The following is a 23170-nucleotide window of genomic DNA, read 5'->3' on the forward strand; positions in this document are numbered from 1 at the left end:
GTGAAACCTTACTTATCTATACATCTATATTGGCATAGACGGCATTTTTCTCGATAAATTCTCGTCTTGGCGGCACTTCATCCCCCATCAACATGGAGAAAATACGGTCGGATTCCGTTGCATTGTCAATCTGTACCTGACGTAATTTTCTAAAATCTGGATTCATGGTGGTATCCCAAAGCTGCTCGGCATTCATCTCACCAAGACCCTTGTATCGTTGGATGCTTGCCCCACCACCCATTTCTGCATTGATGGCGTCCCGCTCCTTATCGTTCCACGCATAGCGTTTTTTGGCTCCTTTTTTCACCAAGTACAATGGCGGAGTCGCAATATAAACGTGCCCTCCTTCTATCAACTCCCTCATATAACGGAAGAAGAAGGTCAAAATAAGGGTTTCGATGTGACTACCATCGACATCCGCATCACACATGATGACTACTTTATGGTAACGTAGCTTATCCAAGTTCAAAGCCTTGCTATCTTCCTCCGTTCCGATGGTTACTCCAAGAGCGGTGTAGATATTTTTGATTTCCTCATTTTCAAACACCTTGTGCTGCATGGCTTTTTCCACATTCAGGATTTTACCTCGCAATGGAAGAATCGCTTGAAAATTCCGATCTCGACCTTGTTTGGCCGTCCCCCCTGCGGAATCTCCCTCTACTAGGAACACTTCGCATTTGGTCGGGTCTTGCTCGGAGCAGTCGGATAGCTTTCCTGGCAAACCGCCTACGCTCATCGGGTTCTTTCGCTGGACCATTTCACGGGCCTTGGCAGCGGCATGTCTTGCCTGTGCGGCCAGTTTTACTTTTTCCACGATTTGTTTGGCGTCATCTGGATTCTCTTCCAAATAATCGGTCAACATCTCGGAAACAGCCTGACTCACGGCGCTGGTCACCTCTCGGTTACCCAATTTGGTCTTGGTCTGACCCTCAAACTGAGGCTCTGCAACTTTAACCGAAACAATAGCGGTTAGTCCTTCCCGGAAATCATCCCCGGAAATTTCAAACTTAAGCTTGTCCAACATCCCGGAGTTGTCCGCGTACTTTTTCAAAGTTGTGGTCAATCCCCTCCTAAAACCTGATAGGTGCGTACCCCCCTCGTGGGTATTGATGTTGTTCACATAGGAGTGCAAGTTTTCGGTGTAGCCGGTATTGTAGACCATGGCCACTTCTACAGGGATGCCGTTCTTTTCACCTTCCATGGAAATCACGCTTTGGATCAAAGGCTCACGAGTGCCATCCAAAAACTTGATAAATTCCTTTAAACCTTCATCGGAATGGAATGTTTCGGAAATGAACTCTCCTTTTTCGTCCTTGCGCCTTTTATCGGTCAAGGTTATGGTCACCCCTTTGTTAAGGTATGATAGTTCCCTCATCCTGTTGGCAAGGGTTTCGTAACTATATTCTGTGGTTTGGGTAAATATGGTATTATCAGGAACAAAGGTGACAATGGTACCCGTTTCGGAGCTTTCGCCCACACTTTTTACCGGATAAAGGGTTTTTCCCCTTTCATATTCCTGTTCCCAAATTTTCCCATCGCGGTAAACGGTAGCTTTTAAATGGGAGGACAGGGCATTCACACAAGAAACGCCCACACCGTGAAGTCCACCAGAGACTTTATAAGAATCCTTATCGAACTTACCCCCTGCACCAATTTTGGTCATGACCACCTCCAAGGCGGAAACACCTTCCTTTTTGTGCAGGTCTACGGGGATTCCCCTTCCGTTATCTTTTGTGGTTATGGAGTTGTCTTCGTTGATGATCACATCAATCCTATCACAGTGGCCCGCCATGGCCTCATCAATGGAGTTATCCACTACTTCGTACACCAAATGGTGCAATCCACGGACCCCTACATCTCCAATATACATGGAAGGTCTCATACGTACGTGTTCCATCCCCTCAAGGGCCTGGATACTATCCGCCGAGTACTGTTTCTTGTTCGCTTCTTCGCTCATATATTTATCGGTATTTGGCTCAAAATTTCAAATCTTACAAATATAGTGAATAGCCAGTAGAAATAGGCGATTGAAGCCTCTTCGACCATCTAAGTTATCAACAAAAACCTGTGGAAAACACAGTTCTTTTCATCCTTAATTTCCATATCCAGTGATTTCTATAAAAACCACATTCTTTTTAAGTTTTGTTCAGGTGAAACAACGTACTTACTGCGTCGATTTGAACAGTGCTAAATATGCATTTACAATTTTCAAAAAAAATCATCGAGCATTGAAAAAAGTTATACTTTCGGACCTTTAATCCTAAATTTTACATGATGAAAAAAACAATTATTATGATTGCTGTGGCAATCGGATTCACCTTTACAAGTAACGCACAAGATGGAACCCAGACCGACAAAGGCAGCTGGTTAATAGAAGCCAATACAGGTTTTGGCGGTGGGGATACCGGTGTTGCGCATACGGCCAATACCGGTTTTGGACTTGTTAGCATTGACGACCTTACCATTTGGAGCATTGGGGCCGAAGGTGGATATTTTATTGCAGATAACTTAGCTGCCAAGGTTGGACTTGGGTACTCCGATTTTGATGGAACAAGCATTTTCTCATACAAATTGGGTGCTAAATATTACATCACCAATACCATCCCCGTTCAATTGGATGTTACCGGAGCCAGCCTGCAAGATGCAACCGAAAATCCCCTATGGTTGGGATTCCAAGGAGGTTACGCCATCTTTATTGGCGATATGGTTAGCATTGAACCTGGTTTGCGCTATAACCTGAGCCTTAACGAGGATTTTACAGAAGAGGGCATGTTTGAGTTCCGTATAGGTTTTGCACTTCACTTCTAGTTAGAACACAACATTTTTGATACAACTAAAAAGCCCCTTGGATAAGGGGCTTTTCGGACTAATTAAAAATGAAACAAATGTTAGATTTACTGCTTCATATCGTTGGTTGGTAAAGGGGGCTATTTCACATATGCATCGGTATGAACCTTAGCCACTGCTCTTCCCGATGGATCATTCATGTTTTTAAACGCTTCGTCCCACTCCAGGGCAATCTTGGTACTACAGGCCACCGATGGTTCCTGTGGAACGCTCAATGCCGCAGCATCCGAAGGGAAATGGCTTTCAAAAATGGAACGATAATAATATTCTTCCTTTGATGTTGGCGTTTGAATTGGAAACTTGAAATGGGCGTTTTGTAACTGCTCATCGGTAATTTCCTCTTCTACCAGTGCTTTTAAGGTGTCTATCCAACTATATCCAACACCATCCGAAAACTGCTCTTTCTGTCTCCAGACCACACTTTCTGGCAAATAATCCTCAAAAGCCTTGCGCACCACCCATTTTTCCATGCGTTCTCCATTGATCATTTTATCTTTTGGGTTGATGCTCATTGCTACATCCATAAACTCTTTATCCAAGAAAGGCACTCGGCCTTCTATGCCCCAAGCGGCCAAAGATTTGTTGGCTCGGAGACAGTCGTACATATGAAGTTTATCCAATTTCCGAACGGTCTCATCATGAAAATCCTTTGGGCTTGGCGCCTTATGGAAGTATAGATATCCTCCAAAAAGTTCATCTGCTCCTTCCCCGGACAATACCATCTTTATACCCATGGATTTAATGACCCTTGCCATTAAATACATTGGTGTCGAGGCTCTTATTGTCGTAATATCGTAAGTTTCTAGATTATATACAACATCTTTTATGGCATCCAGCCCTTCTTGGATGGTAAATTTAATCTCATGGTGCACGGTTCCTATATGGTCTGCCACCTTTTGGGCCGCGGCTAAATCCGGGGAACCTTCCAGTCCCACGGAGAACGAATGTAGTTGTGGCCACCATGCATCGGCAGTGTCACCAGACTCGATTCGTTTTTGGGAATATTTTTTGGCAATGGCCGATGTTACCGAAGAATCCAAGCCTCCGGACAACAATACACCGTAAGGCACATCGGACATTAACTGACGGTGTACCGCAGCTTCCAAGGCGTCCTTTATTTTTTGGATACTGGTTTCATTCTCCTTAACGGCATCATATTCCATCCAATCGCGTTTGTACCATCTCACAAATTCCCCATCGGAACTGTGCAGATAATGTCCCGGAGGGAACAACTGTATCTTGGAGCAAGTGCCTTCCAGGGCCTTTAACTCGGAGGCAACGTAAAACGTACCGTTCTTATCCCACCCAATATATAAGGGAATGATGCCCATATGGTCGCGGGCAATAAAATATTCGTCCTTTTCGGAATCATAAATGGCAAAACCAAAAATTCCGTTCATTTCGTCGATGAAGTGAACACCTTTTTTTTTGTAAAGGGCCAAAATTACTTCGCAATCCGACTGGGTCCTGAATTGATATTCTCCTTCGAACTGTTTTCTCAACTCTTGATGGTTATAGATTTCACCATTGGCGGCCAGTACCAATTTGCCATCCGCACTCAATAGCGGCTGCTTACCCGAAGCTGGGTCCACAATAGCCAATCGCTCATGGGCCAAAATGGCTTTTTCATCAGAGTAAATCCCACTCCAATCTGGCCCACGGTGTCTAACCTTCTTCGACATCTCCAACAATTGGGGCCTAAGTACTTCTGTACTTTCCTTCACATCAAATGCGCATACAATTCCACACATATCATTATAATTTGTAACAATTTTAAAACAAAAATGAATTTTAACATTAAAAAACAAAAGTATATATCCAATTTGGCTTATATTATTATACATTAAACTGCCCATTTATTATTAATTGTAACCCATATTTGCTTTTATGCTTTTATTCCGAACGCATTGTAAGGTTGCTTAATTTTCTCGTCTGTATATTTGAATATCATTTAATCAACTCCTTAAACTAGGAACTTAAATCACAATCATGAAGAAATTAACCGTATTATTAGTAGTGCTCTGCACCAGTTTGGTATTTACCACCGATGCCACGGCACAGAAATTTAGCGGATTGGACAAAAGTCCGGCCGATATTGCCTATTACCCAGCGAGCTCAAGGGAAGCAAACAAAATGGCACGTGTTATTTACAGTCGTCCACAATTAAAGGGACGTAGTCTTGCCGAATTGGCCCCTGTGGGAAAAGTTTGGAGAACCGGAGCCAATGAGGCCACCGAAATCACATTTTATACAGATGCCATGATCGGCGGAAAAACCATCAAGGCAGGTTCTTATTCCTTGTTCACCATACCTGGGGAAGATGAATGGACCGTTATCTTGAACAACAACCTGCACCAGTGGGGTGCTTACTCCTATGATAGCGATGCCGACGTGGTGCGCGCTATGGCCACCCCTTCCATGGACAGTGAGGAATTGGAAGCCTTCGGAATTGCTTTTGATGACGATGGAAACTTGGTTATGGGATGGGGAACCACAAGAGTTACTTTGCCTATTAGTTACTAATCTAGTAGGATATCAAATCAGAAAAGCCCCGATTCGGGGCTTTTTTATTGCTATTCCACACCATAATATTTCACACCATTCTCCTTTGACTTTTTCAAATATCGTTCAAGAATTTTCTCATCCTTTGGCAATAAGTGGGAGCCAGCAATAAAACTGATTCCCTTGTCTTTTTTATGGACAAAGATGTAAAACCCATCACCTTCATTGAGTGCTAAGTCAATATCCATTTCCTTTCCAACTAGAATTGAATCAGATTCAAGGTTGTAAGCATAGTACACATTGAATTTATCCCATCTAAAATGTGATTTATTTCCAACGACAGGTGTTCTTGTAATTTTAGTCACAACCGCAGGCACCTTAAGGAAATCGTCTTCATCAAAATCCTCGTATTTTGGAGTTACATCATGTTTGCAACCAGAAAAAAGAAGTAACAAAACCCCAATTGACAAAAAACGAGTTATAGATTTTGATAGATTCTTCACCTTGTTTAGAATGACAACGAGATATTATTTCTTCTGAACCCCTCCCAAGAAAACCTGCTCGGCGGTTACGTTGGGAATCTCTTCCGATGGAATGGTCATCAAATCATCGCTCAACACCACAAAGTCCGCGAATTTCCCTGGTTCAATGCTTCCCTTTTCATCTTCCTCAAAATTGGAATAGGCCGCCCAAATGGTCATTCCCTTCAAGGTTTCTTCCCTGCTCAGGGCATTTTCCATTTGAAAACCACCTTCGGGATATTGCTCCAAATCCTGACGAGCCACCGCTGCGTAAAAGGTTAAAAATGGACTCACTTGTTCCACCGGAAAATCGGTTCCCAAGGCTACCAGTCCGGCTTTGTCGAGCAAATCCTTAAAGGCGTAGGCTCCTTTAACGCGTTCCTCGCCCAATCTATCCTCGGCCCAATACATATCGCTGGTAGCGTGGGTAGGTTGCACGGAGGGTATGATTCCATTTTCAAAATAATCAAAATCGGAGGGCGTAATCACCTGGGCATGTTCCACTTTCCATCTACGGTCGCTTTTGCCCTCCAAGGCTTTTTTGTAGGCACGAAGCACCACGATATTGGCAGAATCGCCAATGGCATGGGTATTCATCTGGTAATCGGTGGCGGCAATACGTTCTGCCAAGGCTTCAATCTGGTCCACTGGAGTGACCATCGCCCCAAAATGTCCCGGTTTATCAGAATATGGTGCTCTCAAGGCCGCTCCTCGTGAACCCAAGGCCCCATCGCCATACACTTTTACGGAACGAACATTCAATTCATCGGTTTTAATAATGCCTTTGTTCAGGAAATAATCCAGATTTTCTGGATAGTTGGATACCATGGCGTACACCCGAATCGACAATTCATCGGCTTGCTGTAAGCTATCGATGAGTTCGATGATATCCCGGGGCAAACCTGCATCGTTTACGGTGGTCAGTCCGTAATCCAATGAGATTTTCTCAGCATCTTTTAGTGCCTGTATTTTTTGTTCCAAGCTGGCTTCGGGAATCACCCTATCCACCAAAGCCATGGGGTTATCCACCAATACACCAGTAATCACACCATTTTCCTTTACGATTTCACCTCCTTCGGTTTGGGTCTCGGTAGTAATCCCAGCCATATCCAATGCTTTCTGATTGACCAAATAGGCATGGCCATCAACGCGTTCTAGCGCTACGGGGGTGTCGGGAAACAATTCATCCAACTTGTCCTTGGTCGGGAATTCTTTCACTTCCCAATCGTTTTGGTCCCAACCCCTACCTCGGATAAAATTTGAAGGCCGTTCTTTTTGAAATGCCACAACCCGTTCCACAACTTCGTCAAAGCTTTGCGTACCCACCAAATCCACTACTTGTTGGTTTTGTCCCAATCCATAAAAATGGCAATGGGCATCAATAAGGCCCGGAACTATGGTCTTGCCTTCGGCATCCAATTGTTCGGCAGCATCATATTTTTGTGTAATTTCTTCGGAATCACCTACAGCAACAAACTTTCCATTCTTGACGGCAAAGCTGTTCGCTTTGGAAAAATTGGCATCTACGGTGTAGATATTTGCGTTGGTGACAATCAGGTCCACCTCTTCCTTAGTAGTACAAGAAAACACTAGAACTACGGTGGCAATTAGAAGTAACTTTTTCATTTATGAAGGTTTCCTTCAAAAATAGAAAAAGCAGGGATATGTTTAGGGGTTTTCGTCCTCAAACTTTGTCATCACAAACTCCACACGACGGTTCTTTCTTCGGGCTTCATCGGTGAGGGTGGTGTCCAACGGTTTACTGTCTCCGTACCCTTTTGATGTAATCCGATTTTTGTCCAGTCCAAGATCAATCAGATACTGCGCTACGCTACTCGCCCGCTCCCGTGAAAGGATATCATTGTAGGCATCGGAACCTAAATCATCGGTATGTCCGCTAATGGCGACCTTTAATTCAGGATTTTTCATCAAATATTCATAAATATCCCGAAGGCTTTGCTCAGCTTTGGGCTGCAAATCGAAACGGTCAAAGTTGAAGTTAACGTGGTCCAGCACGTATACCTCGTCTGTTTGGTATTCTGGACCAAGGTAGGTCAATGAGATATCGTCTAGATAGTAGTAGGCATAGCCTTCGTTTGGTTTGGATACATCGGTATTGTCCAAGTAATTGGTCCCGGCATTACTTTTGAAATTTCCTAATATCAGATAGCGTTCAAAACCCTTGGCCACCATATCAAAACTGAGTTCCATCCATTCTTGTTTGTCCTGATAGTACCCTGTGACTGGGAATTGTTTGATTGGGGTAGTTTGGATGGCCGATGCCAAAAGTTCTCCTTGCGAAAGTTCCCGTTTGGTGTGCACCGAAAGCAGTTTTTCGGTAAATACTGCACCCATATCCATTACGGCTCCATCGGATTTTTCGGAAAGGCTTATAAACAAGGTCAATCGATACCGACTTCCTTTTTGAAGAGTTTCCGTTAGGGGAACCTGGATATATTCCCGGTAATCTCTAGGCGCGTACAGGTACATCCCAGCGTATCCTGATCCCTCATAAGGTTCCTGCCTTCCTTTAAAGTTCATGGGAACGCCCAACTTGGTACGACTACATTCGTTAAAATAATCTGTGGTTCCCAAGGTTGGGGCGCTCCAATACTCGGCATCCTTGTTAAGATTGCTCATTTTAATGGGACAGGATACATAGTCCTCAAATCCACCATTCTGCACCAAATTCTGGCCAAATCCCAACGAGAAACTCGTTAAAACAAGGCATAAAAATAGGTTTTGTAATGGTCGTGGTTGCATGGTTTCCGTTTCAATGGGAACGGTCAACTACTGAACAATCAATAAATTGACCGAAAATAATGAACGGTATTTTTAACAATTTATTGCCTATTTCCCTACAGGCTAGAAATCGAACTTATAGGATACACCTGCCAACGCTTGGAATCCTTGCACCCTAAAATTGGCCCAACGTTGGTAATTGTTGTTGGCGATATTGGAAGCTTTCACGAAAATGGAAAGCTGGTCGTTGAATCGATATCCGACATGGGCATTCGCATCAAAAAATCCATCGAGGGTCACTTGATCGAATTGCAATTGCGAATTAAGCGGGTCAATTTGGGACAATAAATCCTCCCTTTCGCCCACATAAAACAAATTGGCCCCCATGTACCACTGCTCGCTAATTTGGTAGTCCATAAAAACGGAGCCTTTAATGGAAGGCAAGTTCCACGCAGGATTGTCCGTTTCGGTGTCATAATCGTAAAATTCCGCATTCACGCCCAAGGAAAAATTACGGTTCACATCCACATTGATTTCACCAAAAACACCCAAAGTTTTTACATCATCATAAAACACCTGAAAGGAATTGCCGAACGTATAGCTTTTCTCATCGTCCCTTAAGGTGTTGATTGGGTTGTGAATGAACAATGGTTTCCTGTTCTCTGCCATATACGACCCTTTGATATTGTATCCCACATTGGAAGTCAACTGGCCCTTCAATCCCAAATAGCCCTCGTACTGTCGATCGGTAGGGGTAATATCCAAAGTTGGTGAAACAAAAGGGTTCTCATTTACAAAATCATGATAGGAATTTTGAGCCAACTCCCCTTCAATACCCCCGTAGGCAATCACATTTTCATCCAATACACGATATGATGCGGTAACCGCTGGGTAGATATAAAAGTTGTTCTCGCTGTTTTCCATATCCAGTCCGTAGACGATGTTGGCCCCCAAATTCAAGGTCAGGTCATCCCGAAGAACCAACAAACTTGGTGTGACTCCTGCTTGCAGATGGCTATAGTTTTTCTGTCCTTCATTGGTCGTTTCGGTAATCGAGCCATTTTCAAAACTGCCGCCTACATAATCGACCTTTGCTCCGATGGTAAGCAACTCCTGCGTAATTGGAAGTTCAAAGGTGGGGTTGATAACAGCCCGGTTCTCCGTAGATTCCGTAGCGTCCCAGAATCGTCTCAACAACACATTTCCACTTTTGAAATAAGAATCTTCCATGTTGAAGTGCGCTTTGACCTCCGCATTGAAATAATTTTGCTGCTCGTCCATCGCATTGATCTCATCCTCGGTAAAGAATTCACTTTGGATGCCGTACCAATTGTACAGTTGGTGCTGCAAACCGATGTCCGCTCCCCAATCCATGTACCTGTCCTTTTTGGAATAGGATGCGTTTAACTTGGTATCGTAAAATTCCGTATCCAGCGGGGTTGAATCCAAATCGCCACGTGATGAGTTATGGGTAAGTCCAAAATCCAACAAATCTTCGCCACGATTGAACTCCCTACTGGTGTAAAAATCCACCAAAGCGTTGTTGTAATTGCCCAAACCTACCGATGCGTATGAATTGTACAAGGTGGGTGGTGGTGTTTTTTCCACTCCCGATGCTTTTCCTTTCGCCGGGGTAAAGGTGGATGCTACGGGCACAGAGAATATGCTGTAATTGATTTTTTTCTTTTGTAGCACAATGGAATCGTTCAAGCTGGGCGACGATTTGATCTTAAAGGCATCAGAAACGGTTGGGGAATATGGTTTTACCACCGTTACCGTTTCCGTACCGATATTATCCTCTTCCTGGGCGATTACCACTCCGCAAAGGCTCAAAACAACTAGTGAAAATATATAGGTTCTCTTTTGCATGTTGTGTCTCGTTTAGTTTTGATTGGGGTCTACGGATGAATTGCTTTCGGCTTCTTTTGCCTTGATGGTGGCCAACTCACTTTCTGCTTCTGAAACGATTTCGTCAAACTCGGAAAAATTGGAAATCACGCTTTCCAAAATGTAGGTGGCCTGGAAAGCATCTCCCAAACGATAGAAGTTCTTGGCCATGATCACCAACCCTTTACCGGCCCACTCCTTGTAAGCAGCGTAGTCCTTGGCCAACTTTTGTACGGATTCATTGGATGCCTCAAAATCCTGTTCCTTATTTTTAAAATAGGCATCGTAGTACCACGCTTCGGCTGCGAGCTCTCCCGATGCAATCTGTTTCACATCCTGATAGGCCGTTTTGGCCAATGCTTCATTGTCCGTAGCAATGGCAGACCGTGCTATCATGACCTGGGCGTCACTTTTGATGCGATCATCAATTTTAGGGGCGTTCAATACCTTTTCGGCATAGGCAATGGTCTGGGCATAGTCTTTTTGACCGTAATATCCCTTCATCAAATTGGACTGTGCGAAGGTCTTGTTCTCCGAAATATCCGCGGTGTTTTCCAATCTTTTCAGATAAGGAATGGCATTGGCATAATCTTGTTTTTCCACATAAATCTCGCACACGCGGGTCAGGGCCTGTTCGGTATATTCCCCATTCCCGCCATCGGCAACAGCTTTGTATTTGGGCAAAGCTTTGTCCTTTTCGCCATTGGCAAAGTAGAGTTGTGCCAAGGCAAAGTTGGCATTCTGTGCGTGTAATCCGTTGGGGAACTCTTTTAGGTAATCCTCGTATCCACGAATTGCAGCAGCCGATTTGCCCTCAATTTGTTTTCTTTCGGCGGATTCAAAACTGGCGTTGTCCAGCTCCGTATCGGTTACCTCCACAAAGTCGAGATTTCGGGCCCATGCAGCATATTCGCTTACCCTGCCCTCATCCACATAAACCAATTTGGCCGTAGCCATGGCTTGTTTGGCCTCTTGGGTGTTGGGATATTTTTGTACGACTTCCTTCAACTTATCCAAGGCTTGTTGGTTGCGACTGGAGTTGTAGTAGACCAAACCGGAACGCAACAATCCACGGGGCGCGAACTTGCTGCCCGAGTACTCCTCCACGATACGGTCGTAGGTCTGCAATCCCAAATTTTCTTGATTATTGTTGATATAGGAGTTGCCTAGTTCAAACAAGGCATCATCCCGTAAAGTAGAGGTTGGGAACATGGTCAAAAATTCGTTGAGACCATCAATTTTGGCAGTATTGTTGCCCAAAAAGCCATCACACAGCGTTTTTTGGAATGCCGCGTAATCTCGTTCAGGGCCGTTCATCTTTGATGATGTATCGTAGGCCTTCTTCGCCAACTGATATTTACTGTTCACAAAATAGCTGTCGCCCAACCGCAGATAACCATCATTTTTACGTTGATCATCAATGGCATTGGAACCTACCACATTCTGAAAATAGGAAATGGCATTGTTGTAATCTTTCAATTTGAAATAGGTATACCCCAAATTATAATCCAGTTGCTCATATTCCGAAAGCGATTTGGCCGCTGGAGCTTTCTGGAACCGCACAAAATCCACCAAAGCTTCCTCAAAACGGTTCAAACGATAGGCTGATTCCGCCTTCCAGTACAGCGCACGTGCCTCAAAATTAGGATTGGCAGCACTTTTGACAGATTTGTCAAAACGTTCCCAAGCTGCTTCGTAGTCGCCGTCAATAAAAAGTTCCACCCCACGATAGTAGGCTACCTTTTGATAGGTTTCCTTGCTGGCGTAGTTCTGGTTTTCTTCCAACAACTGCATCGCACCTTCAAAATTCCGGGAGGTGATGTACGAATCCACCAACAGTTCCTGAATTTCCATTTGGTGCTCATCCTTCGGATAGGTTTCCAAATAAGTGGTCAACACTTGCGGAACGGGTTCGTAGGCATTACCGATTTCGTAGCTCAAACGGGCATAGTTCAACCAAGCATCTTTCTGGATTTCGGGGCTGTAGTCCATTTGCGAAGCATTTCGGAACGCATTCAAGGCCTCGGACTTTTTATCGAGCTTTAAATAACATTCCGCCAAATGATAATAGGCGTTTTGGGAAACGGCATTGTTTCCACCAATAATTTTATTGAATTGCTGAATGGCCTTTTCGTAGTCGCCCAATTTGTAGTGGCTATATCCCAACAAATAATAATCGGTATTGTTCCATTTGCCGCGTTTGCCCCTGTATTCTTCCAAATAGGGAATGGCTTCTGCATATTGTTCCAGGTTGAAATAGCTCTCACCAATAATTTTATTGAGTTCAGAAACCTCTTCGCGGTTCGATTTGGGCAGCTGCTTTTTGGCCATGGCGATGGCTTCCTCAAACTTGCCCAGCTTAAAATTCAGGTCGGCTTGATAGTACGAAAGCTTTTCATTGAGCAACTCCGGGTCCTGAATTTGGTCGAAACGTGCGCTTGCCGAATTGTAATCGTCCTGTTCGTAAGCGATATACCCTAAATAATATTTGGCCTGTGAGCCATATTTTTGGGAAGTCGTAACCTTGTTCAAATAACGCTCGGCCTCCTGCGGACGTTTGGATGCATAGAGCGCGTAGCCATTGTTGAAGTTAAAGCGGTCCCGCTCCGAGTAGGGCATGGAATTCTCATCCACCTTTTTGTACCACTTGAGCGCGTAGGGATATTTTCCGGTTTCGAAATAATAGTCGGCCACATCCAAAAAGGCGGAATTCCGCTTGGTGGACGTAGGATAGCGCTCCACAAAATCCTCCATCATTTTGTCGGCACCACGCTGGTTCAACCGAATAGCGGCATTGGCAGCATAGTAGGCACTATTGGCCTCGGTTTCGCCATCTTTGGTGTTGGCCTTGACCGATTCGAAAATGTTTTGTGCGGCTTGATACTGACCATTGTTGTAGAGGGCCAATGCATCTTGATACGCTTTATTTTCGTGGGTGTATATTTTGGTTTCCTGTGCGGAAAGCACAAAAAAAGTTCCCATTAAAATGGGAAACAGTAGGAGGTTTTTTCGATTCATAGTGTTCTACGCTCTTCTCGATTGACTGTACTCATAACGTCAAAATTAAGGCCAAAGTATATTTTTAATGTCATTTGACGAAATTTACGATGCGCTGTTGGACGAATCAGGCCGAATTGGTACTTTTGATTGGTCTGTGAATAAATCTTGCTTCTCACAGCGATTTCAACCTCAACATACTAGGACCCAACAGGGTCAGAAATAAAAATGGCCATGCCTTTGGGCGTTGTCCAACTGTTTAACTTTAATTTGGTTGAAATGACATATTTGATTGCCCTCCCCATGCTGATTTTGTTGCTAGGAATTCTACTGTTCAACAATCTCATCAGCAAAAAAAACAAGGTCGAAGAAGCGTACAGTGGCATTGATGTGATGCTTAAAAAAAGAACGGACTTGATTCCCCGCTTGGTCAATACGGTGAAAGGCGCCATGCAACACGAGCGTGAAACGCTTACCGAACTCACCCAGCTACGGGAAAAACTCTTGAATAAGGAAACCTCGCCCAATGACCGGTTTACGATGGAAAACCAACTAGGAAAGCTTTTGGGAAACATACAGCTACGGGCAGAAGCTTATCCTGAACTCAAGGCCAATCAGAATTTTGCGCTGCTGCAAAACAGTCTCAACGAAATGGAAGAACAATTATCCGCAGCTAGGCGTGCCTACAACGCGGCGGTGAATTCATTTAACAATGGTATGGAGATGTTCCCTTCCAATATCGTTGCAAAACTGATGGGCTATACCAACAGAACACTTTTCACCATCGAACCTGCAGAGGCTAAAGCCCCTGAAGTATCGTTCTAAAACAAGGGATGGTGGAAAACAATCAGAAATTGTTGGACAAAGTGGCTCCTTTGCTCCAAAAAGCTGAGATTGTCAGAAAAAAGTATCGATTTTACCAAGCAGTTTACAACAAGCTAATCCTCATGTTTTTACTGGGCATGCTGAGTTTGGTCTTGATGGTTTTCTTTAACAATATCGGTTTCAGCAGATGGATGGCGCGGGTTATGCCTGCTCAAAATTTTGGGGTCATACAGTTTGCCATGATTGCCTATTGGCTTCTGTTCTTTGTTTTGATGATAGCCTCCTATCGCTTCAAAAACAAGTTCAAACAAGCTGAACGGGAGATTCTAAAAATAGCTTTGGATGACATCGCCCCCGAATTCAAATTTGAGTCACATCAACAAATCCCCCCACAACACATTGCCGAGAGCAAGCTGCTTCCTGGTTTCCCCCCAGCAAAGAGGAATAAAAAGTTGCCCAGCCTTCATAACCTCAACTTTGGAGTATTACGGGGAAAAGTCGGCAATTCTTCTATTCTGATGGGAGATGTCAACATCATCAACCAAGGGACTTACAATTCCTACCTCATGTTCATTCCCTTGCTCCCGCACTTATTGGTCACTTATAATTTAGTAAGGCCGTTGTTTTCTAAACACCGTTCCACAGATTATTTCGGAAGCCATTTTGTGGGGATGTTTGCCGTGGTGGATTTCCCCAAAAAATTCAAGGGCCATACCGTAATCCTACCCGACACCTTGGAGAAACGGGTTGGATATGTAGCCCATACCCTCCAAAGTCTCAACCTAACCAGAGGCCAACTGGTGAAGATGGAGGATCCTGAATTTGAAAAGCATTTTGTAGTCTACGGTACGGACCAAATTGAAGCGCGCTACCTCCTTTCACCCTCATTGATGCAAAGGATAACACAACTTTATCAGAAAATAAACAAACCCATCCTGCTATCGTTTCACAAAAACAAATTGTATATGGGGGTGCGACATGCCCATGGTTTTTTGAGCTTGGATAAGAAAAAAAACCTAACCGAAACAGATGTGTTTGGCATACTGTACGAAGACATCACCACGGCCGTGGGCATTGTGGAAGATCTAAACCTCAATAGGAATATCTGGAACGCCGACACTCCGGTAGCTTCCAATTAAAATTATGGATAAAGGTTGCATTTTGATAGGGCGTACCATATTTTCAAATACTTTTGTATAACCATTGAAATGAAAATATGCCCGAGACCATCGTAAAATTACAAGACGTCGCCGTATTCCAAAACGAGAACCTAGTCCTTAACCATATTGATTTAGAGGTGAAAAAAGGCGAGTTTGTCTATGTGATCGGAAAAACGGGGAGCGGGAAAAGTAGTTTTATGAAAACCCTCTATGCCGATCTGCCGCTTAGGCAAGGAACAGGGCAGGTGGTCGATTTTGATTTAAAAACCCTAAAGGAACGCGACATCCCTTTTTTAAGGCGAAAGCTAGGGATTGTTTTTCAGGATTTTAAGTTGCTTCCCGACCGAAACGTGAACAACAACTTAAAGTTTGTGCTGAAGGCTACCGGGTGGAAAGACCCCAAAAAGATGGACGATAAGATCGAAGAGGTGTTGAACAAGGTGGGTATGAAAACCAAAGGTTTTAAATTTCCCCACGAACTTTCCGGGGGCGAACAACAACGTATCGCCATTGCAAGGGCCCTTCTAAACGACCCCGAACTTATTTTGGCCGACGAGCCTACCGGAAACCTCGACCCACAGACCAGCGTAGAGGTAATGAAGGTGCTACAGGATATCAACCAGAACGGACGCACCATTATTATGGCCACGCACGACTACGCCTTGATCCTCAAGTATCCGCACAAAACCCTAAAATGTGATGGCAGCAAGGTATTTGAAGTCATCCAAAAGGCTGTGTAACGGGCTATTCCATTGCTTGTCAGACGATTTCCAAAACAATTACGGGATGCGCAAAAGTTTTTGTTACTTTGTCTAAACTAATTTTGCTTCCCATATATGGAAATTCTTGGAATTGATATTGGCGGATCGGGCATTAAAGGTGCCCTCGTAAACGCCGAAACCGGAGAAATGTTGACAGAGCGTTTCCGAATCCCAACCCCAAAATCCAAAAAACCCAAAGATATGGCCAAAGTAGTGGCCAAAATTGTGGACCACTTTAATTATGAAGGTCCTGTTGGGTGTGGATTTCCATCCATAGTCAAAAATGGGGTATGCAAATCTCCTGGAAACTTGGATCCCAGTTGGGTAGGTGTCAATATCGACGAATTGTTTACCGAGTATACGGGACATGAATTTACCGTACTCAACGATGCCGATGCTGCGGGCTATGCCTCTATGAACTACGGTGTGGGCAAGGGCAAGGATGGCTTTGTGGTAATGATTACCATAGGTACCGGTCTCGGTAGTGGTGCCTTCTATAATGGCGTTTTGATCCCAAACTTTGAATTGGGCCAGATTCCCTACAAAAAATTCAAAAAAATTGAAAAATGGGCCGCTGCCTCTGCCAAGGAACGCGAAGATTTGAGCTTTAAAAAATGGGGTAAGCGCTTCAATAAATTTTTGGAACTCGTAGAGCTTATCGTTTGTCCAGATTTGATTATTGTAGGTGGGGGAACTTCGAAAAATTGGGAAGAATTCAGTCATCGCATCAAAATTGATACAGAAGTGGTCAAAGCCGAGTTGATGAACCACGCAGGTATCATCGGCGCTGCGGTAGCTTGTTTGCGCGAACAGCACCACGGGCATTTGCATTGATCTTTGGATTCAAGACCATAAGATTCAAGAATCAAGACTTTTTAGATAAAAAAAGAAAAAGCGAATGAAGATTGCTCCTCACTCGCTTTTTTTTATGCTCAAAAGTAATCTACAATTTAGACCACTTTATTTCTTTTTCTGTCCACCTCTTTTAGATAGATTTTTCGAATCCTCAAGTGGTTTGGCGTTACCTCTACATATTCATCCTTTTGGATGTATTCCAAGGCTTCTTCCAATGAAAACTTGATGGCCGGAACGATTTTTGCCTTTTCATCGGCACCGGACGAACGCACGTTCGACAACTTTTTGGTCTTGGTCACGTTCACGGTCATATCATCTTGGCGGGAGTTCTCCCCGATTACCTGCCCTTCGTAAATTTCCTCTCCCGGGTCGATAAAGAACTTTCCTCTTTCCTGAAGCTTATCAATAGAATACGGAATTGCGGTTCCATTTTCCATGGAAACCAACGACCCGTTCAAACGCTGGGCGATATTTCCTTTCAAAGGTTGATATTCAAAGAATCGGTGAGCCATAATGGCCTCACCAGCCGTAGCGGTCAACAATTGGTTTCTTAGCCCTATGATGCCCCTCGATGGAATGATGAATTCACATACCATTCGGGAACCACGGGCTTCCATACTGGTCATCTCCCCTTTCCGGATGGATACCATCTCTACTGCTTTTCCGGATACTTCTTCAGGTAAATCGATGGTCAAATGCTCCACGGGCTCACATTTTACCCCATCAATCTCCTTGATGATAACCTGTGGCTGTCCAATTTGAAGCTCATACCCTTCCCTACGCATGGTTTCAATCAATACAGAAAGGTGCAATACCCCACGACCGTATACTAAAAACTTGTCCGCGCTATCGGTTTGTTGAACCCGAAGTGCCAAGTTTTTCTCCAACTCCTTATCCAAACGCTCCTTGATGTGACGGGAGGTAACAAACTTTCCATCCTTACCAAAAAACGGGCTATCGTTAATGGTGAAAAGCATACTCATGGTAGGCTCGTCAATGGCGATGGTCTTTAGTTTTTCAGGGTTTTCGATATCGGCAACGGTATCACCGATTTCAAATCCTTCCATTCCTACAATGGCGCAGATATCACCGGCCTTCACTTCTTCAACGCGCAAACGGCCCAATCCTTCAAAAGTGTAGAGCTCCTTGATTCTTGACTTGACAACCGAACCATCCCGTTTGACCAAGGAAACTTGTTGCCCTTCGCGTAAAGTTCCCCTCTGCAATCTTCCAATGGCGATTCGTCCCGTAAAGGAAGAATAATCCAAGGACGTGATCAACATTTGGGTAGAGCCTTCCTGAGGTTTAAATTCAGGAACGTGCTCAATCACCATATCCAATAAGGGTTCAATACTGTCGGTCGGCTTTTTCCAGTCCTCGCCCATCCAGTTATTCTTGGCAGAACCATACACTGTTGGGAAATCGAGCTGCCATTCCTCGGCGCCCAATTCGAACATCAAATCGAACACTTTTTCGTGGACTTCTTCTGGAGTACAGTTTTCCTTGTCCACTTTATTGATCACCACACAAGGCTTCAATCCAAGGTCAATCGCCTTTTGAAGCACAAAACGGGTCTGTGGCATGGGCCCTTCAAAGGCATCTACCAACAACAAAACCCCATCGGCCATGTTCAATACACGTTCTACTTCACCACCAAAATCGGCGTGACCAGGAGTATCTATAATATTGATTTTAGTGTCTTTGTAAACAACGGAAACGTTTTTGGATACGATAGTGATCCCACGCTCCCTTTCCAGGTCGTTGTTGTCCAAAATAAGGTCGCCCTTGTTCTCGTTTTCACGGAACAATTGGCAGTGGTACATAATTTTATCGACCAAGGTAGTCTTACCGTGGTCTACGTGAGCAATGATTGCGATGTTTTTAATTTTGGACATAACCTAAATTTTAAGCCCGCAAAGATACTCCTATTTTTCATTGGGCAATACACCCAAATGTTATTTTTATCTTATTGATTTTGTGGGAGTTCCAAACTTATAGACCCACACACCATCGCTTTTCGCTGATAATCCAGCCGATACTGAGGTTGACTACGGGCTGAATACTGCCTTTAAAGGGTCCGACGTAGTACCCTGCACCAGCATCGATGGAAAAACTAAAGCCGGAATCAAAACTGCGCTGAATGCCGTAGACCAGTCCACCGTAGCCATGAACGCCTTCCACCAAACGGCCTTCGACCACGCGACTGCCGGGTGAAAAAATGGCAGCGGATGGTGCAATATAGTTTCCGGAATTGCCGTAAATAGAGCGGCGTCTTCTTTGTCGACTATTGAGGTTGTGGTAGTATCTGTTCTGAACGGTGATGGCCGGGAAAAAGTCGAAATCATCCAAGGGCTGGGAGCTTGCGGGTTCCAAAGCGGCCTGATACGCCACTCGAATATCCAAGGTACTGTTGACCCCAAGGGCCATTTCGTATTCGATACCGGGGTTAAAGGCATTGAGCTTGAACTGACGGACCTCGCAATTGGTCCCGTATTGGGCAGTTGCATAACAGCTTGCGAAAAGCCATGCCAAAAGTAGGAATCGGCGCATGTAGGTTAATTTGGTACTAGTATAACCCCTAGTTTACTGAAAAAGTATGTTATAAAGGTATAATTCTGTTATGATGGGTAAAATCTGTTATTTTAGAAGTTTTAACCTTGTGCTCAACATGAAAAAAACAATTCTATACATTTTTGCGATTATTGGAATTATAAGTTTGATTTCAAAAATGGTCGGATTCTATCAGACTGAAAAACTGACTCGTGAATACTGGAAGAATTGTGAAAAGGTTGAAATTGGAATGACATTGAATGAGGCTCGTGAAATAATTGGTGATTTGAAATACAAATATTGGACTCAACACCAAAATTCTGGTGGAATAATGGTTTCTGAAATTCAAGGTGAACTTAAATATACATTGGAATATCCTATGGTATTTGCTGGTTCAGATAATATGCGATTGGAATTTGACCCTAATACGTTACGAGTGACAGATATTTTTTGTGGAGAATAAAAATCAATCACTTGCCGTAGCCAAGGTGGCAACCACCAAACAAATTTTGAAGCCTCAATAAAATGTATTTACTTTGTAATAACATTTTAGACTTATGGAAACATCAATCATCAAAATAGGAAATTCAAAAGGACTTCGTTTAAGCAAGACCATTTTGGAAAAATATAATATTAAGGACAAGGTGGAACTTATTCTTGAAGAAGAACAAATCATTCTCAAACCCATCGCTTTGCCACGCAAAAATTGGGAGAAAGAATTTAAGAAAATGAGTGAAAACGGGGACGATAAATTACTTATGAACGATGTGTTCGATGACGAAAGCCTTGAGGAATGGAATTAAGGCAATATGCAATCGTTCTTGTCAACCTTGACCCGACCATCGGAAGCGAGATAAAAAAAACAAGGCCTTGCGTCATCATTTCGCCAAATGAAATGAACAAATACCTCAACACCATCGTGCTTGCTCCCATAACAACCAACCTTAAAAAGTATCCAACACGAGTTGCCGTAAAACACAACGAAAAAAAGGGAATGATTGCCATTGACCAGATAAGGACAGTGGACAAAATCCGAATCATCAAGGTTTTTGAACCTCTTTCAAAATCCGAAATTGAAAAATGTAAGGAGGTTATCAAAGAAACTTTTGTGGACTAACTTGCCGATGACTAAGCAAGAATGAAATGTCAGCAAAATGATCTGAAAATCAGCTGTCGGGTATAAAAAATCGTTTCAAAAAACACTTTTACCCTAAAATCGGTTCTTTTTCTTCCGTTTGGTGGCTACCCATCCAAAAGTCACATTGATTAAGGGGTCATACCTTGGTGGCCCTTAAGCAACATTTGCATATACAAAATTTTTACTTACTTTTGACGTTAGTAACGTAAAGCAAAAGTATGGTTATTTCATTTGGCTCGAAAGAAACCGAAATGATTTGGAACGGTGTCCGAGTTAAAAAAATACCTATTGAAATTCAAAACGTTGGACGTCGGAAATTGAGGATGCTCAACAACTCGCAAGACACTTTGGATTTGAGAGTTCCGCCTTCCAACCGACTTGAAAAATTGTCCGGAAATCTAAAGGACTTTTACAGTATTCGAATCAACAAACAATGGCGAATCATCTTTAAATGGAACAACGGTAACGCAAGCGAAGTGGAAATTATCGACTATCACTAAAAAAAAGAACAAAATGGAAAAGTTGGCCAACATACATCCCGGAGAAGTTTTGAATCTGGAATTTCTGGAACCACTGGAAATTTCGGCTTACCGGCTTTCAAAAGACCTGAAAATTCCTCAAACTAGAATTTCTGAGATTATTAAGGGACGTCGCAGAATAACAGCGGATACTGCACTTCGACTAGGTAAATATTTTGGAAACTCAGCTAAGTTTTGGCTAGGGTTGCAAGATGATTTCGATATCGAAGAAGAGCGAGAAGAAAAGAAAGCGGAGCTGGATAGCATCGAAAAGTTTGACAATAAAAATGTTGCCTAACACGGTATACCATTATTGCTAAATGGAATAATTGGCGAATTAATTGAGTACTAGCAGAAATCCCAACTTCGAGAAAAAATATTCTAGGGAGAATTTTAACCCTAAAAACGATTCTTTTTCTTCCGTTTGGTGGCCACCCAGCCCAAAGTCACATTGATCAGAGGGCCATAGCCGCTCGGTACACCATCGCCCCGATAATACCCGGCACCAAGCTCCACGTTAAAATTAAAGCCCTTTTCGTAGGTACGCTGAATGCCGTACACCATTCCAAAGAATCCGAGATTAAAGTCACCTACGGCGTCAACATTTGTCGAAATCTGTAATTGCGAAAAGAAAATCGCCTGCGCTGCTGCAATGTAGTTGCCCGAATTGCCCGAAGTGTTTTTGTCCAGTCTTGCCCTTCGATTAAAATTATGGTAGTATCGGTAGCGGTTGTTCATGGCCAATCCGAACACATAACCTTCTTCATAGGTGGCAAAACCAAAACCAAGGTTGGTGGAAACACTTTGGTTCCTAAAAAGTCCCAATTCATAGGTGAATCCCGGGCTCAATAAATTCAATTGAAATTGGTGCCGCTCCAGATGTACCAAATCAAATGTACCTCCCCGCTCCTGCCATTGCGCATTGGAAAGTAATGGAATCAAACAGAGGGTCAGCAAAATTATTTTGTATTTCATAGTTGATGGTTTATCTAGATAAATCTAAAAAGGATGCCACGGTTAAATACTATCTTTGTGCAAACTTTAAGAAATGGACATCACAAAAATCCCACAGCTAAAACATACGGACAGTAATAATTTTTTCTTGTTGGCGGGCCCCTGTGCCATTGAGGGCGAGGACATGGCCATGCGCATTGCAGAAAAAGTGGTCGGCATTACGGACAAGCTGCACATCCCCTTCGTTTTTAAAGGAAGTTTTAAAAAGGCCAACCGTAGCCGGATTGATTCCTTTACGGGGATTGGTGATGAAAAAGCCTTGAAGATCTTAAAAAAGGTATCGGACACCTTTGGTGTCCCTACCATTACGGATATCCACGAAATTTCCGATGCCACCATGGCAGCAGAATATGTGGATGTGCTCCAGATTCCTGCCTTTTTGGTGCGACAAACTGATTTGGTGGTGGCCGCCGCCGAAACGGGCAAGGTGGTCAATTTAAAGAAAGGGCAATTTATGAGCCCCGAAAGCATGAAACATGCCGTAGCAAAAGTAATCGACTCGGGCAATGAGCAAGTTTGGATAACGGACCGTGGCACCATGTTCGGGTATCAGGATATGATTGTGGATTTTCGCGGTGTTCCCACGATGAAGCAATACGCTCCCGTGGTGTTGGATGTGACCCATTCCTTACAACAGCCCAACCAATCTTCCGGGGTAACGGGCGGTAGGCCAGCACTCATAGGCACCATGGCCCGCGCTGGAATCGCTGCGGGTGTGGATGGACTTTTTATGGAGACCCATTTTGACCCGGCCAACGCGAAAAGTGATGGCGCCAATATGTTGGATTTAAGTTTATTGGAAAAATTATTGACCGATTTAACAGCCATCCGAAAGACCATTAATTCACTATAA

Annotated in this window: 22 protein-coding genes; 12 read left to right on the forward strand and 10 right to left on the reverse strand. The window is 43.6% G+C overall.

The features are described from left to right. Positions 1 to 16: 16 nt before the first annotated feature. Positions 17 to 1957, reverse strand: coding sequence for a DNA topoisomerase (ATP-hydrolyzing) subunit B (gene gyrB / locus GGE08_RS08075; RefSeq protein ID WP_179384386.1), 1941 nt, complete (start codon positions 1955 to 1957; stop codon positions 17 to 19). Between the two features lie 317 nt (positions 1958 to 2274). Here gyrB and GGE08_RS08080 point away from each other — a divergent pair, with 317 nt between their 5' ends. Further along, positions 2275 to 2808: a hypothetical protein gene (locus GGE08_RS08080; RefSeq protein ID WP_179384387.1), complete on the forward strand. Its 534-nt coding sequence runs from the start codon at positions 2275 to 2277 to the stop codon at positions 2806 to 2808. A 119-nt stretch (positions 2809 to 2927) separates the two neighbouring features. On the opposite strand, the gene asnB is transcribed toward GGE08_RS08080, so the two are convergent. Continuing rightward, entirely contained in the window at positions 2928 to 4598 is a 1671-nt protein-coding gene (gene asnB, locus GGE08_RS08085; RefSeq protein WP_179384388.1) for an asparagine synthase B, read from the reverse strand. 238 nt (positions 4599 to 4836) lie between these two features. Here asnB and GGE08_RS08090 point away from each other — a divergent pair, with 238 nt between their 5' ends. Further along, entirely contained in the window at positions 4837 to 5370 is a 534-nt protein-coding gene (locus tag GGE08_RS08090; RefSeq protein WP_179384389.1) for a DUF2911 domain-containing protein, read from the forward strand. Positions 5371 to 5420: 50 nt separating this feature from the next. Here the strand turns inward: GGE08_RS08090 and GGE08_RS08095 are convergent, their stop codons facing one another. From GGE08_RS08095 to GGE08_RS08115, 5 genes are all read right to left on the reverse strand, one after another. Beyond that, positions 5421 to 5852, reverse strand: a complete 432-nt coding sequence (locus tag GGE08_RS08095) for a hypothetical protein (protein ID WP_179384390.1) — start codon at positions 5850 to 5852, stop codon at positions 5421 to 5423. Between the two features lie 24 nt (positions 5853 to 5876). After that, the gene (locus tag GGE08_RS08100; RefSeq protein ID WP_179384391.1) at positions 5877 to 7496 is read right to left on the reverse strand and encodes an amidohydrolase; all 1620 of its coding nucleotides are present in this window, start codon (positions 7494 to 7496) and stop codon (positions 5877 to 5879) included. A gap of 42 nt (positions 7497 to 7538) precedes the next feature. After that, a complete protein-coding gene (locus GGE08_RS08105) occupies positions 7539 to 8633 on the reverse strand; it encodes an OmpA family protein (RefSeq protein ID WP_179384392.1) in 1095 nt (364 codons plus the stop codon). Positions 8634 to 8735: 102 nt separating this feature from the next. Continuing rightward, positions 8736 to 10481, reverse strand: coding sequence for a TonB-dependent receptor (locus tag GGE08_RS08110; RefSeq protein ID WP_179384393.1), 1746 nt, complete (start codon positions 10479 to 10481; stop codon positions 8736 to 8738). Positions 10482 to 10493: 12 nt separating this feature from the next. Then, positions 10494 to 13517 (reverse strand): tetratricopeptide repeat protein, encoded by a 3024-nt coding sequence (locus tag GGE08_RS08115; protein WP_179384394.1) that lies wholly within the window; start codon positions 13515 to 13517, stop codon positions 10494 to 10496. Between the two features lie 258 nt (positions 13518 to 13775). Here GGE08_RS08115 and GGE08_RS08120 point away from each other — a divergent pair, with 258 nt between their 5' ends. From GGE08_RS08120 to ppgK, 4 genes are all read left to right on the forward strand, one after another. After that, on the forward strand, positions 13776 to 14321 hold the full coding sequence (locus tag GGE08_RS08120; protein WP_179384395.1) for a LemA family protein: 546 nt from the start codon (positions 13776 to 13778) through the stop codon (positions 14319 to 14321). Between the two features lie 11 nt (positions 14322 to 14332). Then, entirely contained in the window at positions 14333 to 15460 is a 1128-nt protein-coding gene (locus tag GGE08_RS16225; RefSeq protein WP_179384396.1) for a DUF3137 domain-containing protein, read from the forward strand. Positions 15461 to 15537: 77 nt separating this feature from the next. Beyond that, a complete protein-coding gene (locus GGE08_RS08130) occupies positions 15538 to 16221 on the forward strand; it encodes a cell division ATP-binding protein FtsE (RefSeq protein ID WP_179384397.1) in 684 nt (227 codons plus the stop codon). Positions 16222 to 16317: 96 nt separating this feature from the next. Continuing rightward, the gene (gene ppgK, locus GGE08_RS08135; protein WP_179384398.1) at positions 16318 to 17076 is read left to right on the forward strand and encodes a polyphosphate--glucose phosphotransferase; all 759 of its coding nucleotides are present in this window, start codon (positions 16318 to 16320) and stop codon (positions 17074 to 17076) included. Positions 17077 to 17192: 116 nt separating this feature from the next. Here ppgK and typA read toward each other — a convergent pair whose 3' ends face one another. Further along, positions 17193 to 18992, reverse strand: a complete 1800-nt coding sequence (gene typA / locus GGE08_RS08140; RefSeq protein WP_179384399.1) for a translational GTPase TypA — start codon at positions 18990 to 18992, stop codon at positions 17193 to 17195. Between the two features lie 97 nt (positions 18993 to 19089). Beyond that, a complete protein-coding gene (locus tag GGE08_RS08145; RefSeq protein ID WP_179384400.1) occupies positions 19090 to 19647 on the reverse strand; it encodes a hypothetical protein in 558 nt (185 codons plus the stop codon). A gap of 118 nt (positions 19648 to 19765) precedes the next feature. Here GGE08_RS08145 and GGE08_RS08150 point away from each other — a divergent pair, with 118 nt between their 5' ends. The 5 genes from GGE08_RS08150 (at position 19766) to GGE08_RS08170 (ending at position 21601) form a co-directional block, all read left to right on the forward strand. Beyond that, on the forward strand, positions 19766 to 20110 hold the full coding sequence (locus GGE08_RS08150) for a hypothetical protein (protein WP_179384401.1): 345 nt from the start codon (positions 19766 to 19768) through the stop codon (positions 20108 to 20110). A 94-nt stretch (positions 20111 to 20204) separates the two neighbouring features. Beyond that, on the forward strand, positions 20205 to 20450 hold the full coding sequence (locus GGE08_RS08155) for an AbrB/MazE/SpoVT family DNA-binding domain-containing protein (RefSeq protein WP_179384402.1): 246 nt from the start codon (positions 20205 to 20207) through the stop codon (positions 20448 to 20450). Next, the gene (locus tag GGE08_RS08160) at positions 20441 to 20764 is read left to right on the forward strand and encodes a type II toxin-antitoxin system PemK/MazF family toxin (RefSeq protein WP_179384403.1); all 324 of its coding nucleotides are present in this window, start codon (positions 20441 to 20443) and stop codon (positions 20762 to 20764) included. The genes GGE08_RS08155 and GGE08_RS08160 overlap by 10 nt, the downstream gene beginning before the upstream one ends. Before the next feature lie 239 nt (positions 20765 to 21003). Further along, positions 21004 to 21285, forward strand: coding sequence for a type II toxin-antitoxin system RelE/ParE family toxin (locus GGE08_RS08165; protein ID WP_179384404.1), 282 nt, complete (start codon positions 21004 to 21006; stop codon positions 21283 to 21285). A 13-nt stretch (positions 21286 to 21298) separates the two neighbouring features. Beyond that, entirely contained in the window at positions 21299 to 21601 is a 303-nt protein-coding gene (locus GGE08_RS08170; RefSeq protein WP_179384405.1) for a HigA family addiction module antitoxin, read from the forward strand. Between the two features lie 101 nt (positions 21602 to 21702). On the opposite strand, the gene GGE08_RS08175 is transcribed toward GGE08_RS08170, so the two are convergent. Beyond that, complete coding sequence (locus GGE08_RS08175) at positions 21703 to 22278, reverse strand: hypothetical protein (protein ID WP_179384406.1); 576 nt, start codon at positions 22276 to 22278, stop codon at positions 21703 to 21705. Between the two features lie 73 nt (positions 22279 to 22351). Here GGE08_RS08175 and kdsA point away from each other — a divergent pair, with 73 nt between their 5' ends. Continuing rightward, a complete protein-coding gene (gene kdsA / locus GGE08_RS08180) occupies positions 22352 to 23170 on the forward strand; it encodes a 3-deoxy-8-phosphooctulonate synthase (protein ID WP_179384407.1) in 819 nt (272 codons plus the stop codon).

The sequence above is a fragment of the Allomuricauda sp. ARW1Y1 genome, from assembly GCF_013407935.1.
Classification (GTDB): domain Bacteria; phylum Bacteroidota; class Bacteroidia; order Flavobacteriales; family Flavobacteriaceae; genus Flagellimonas.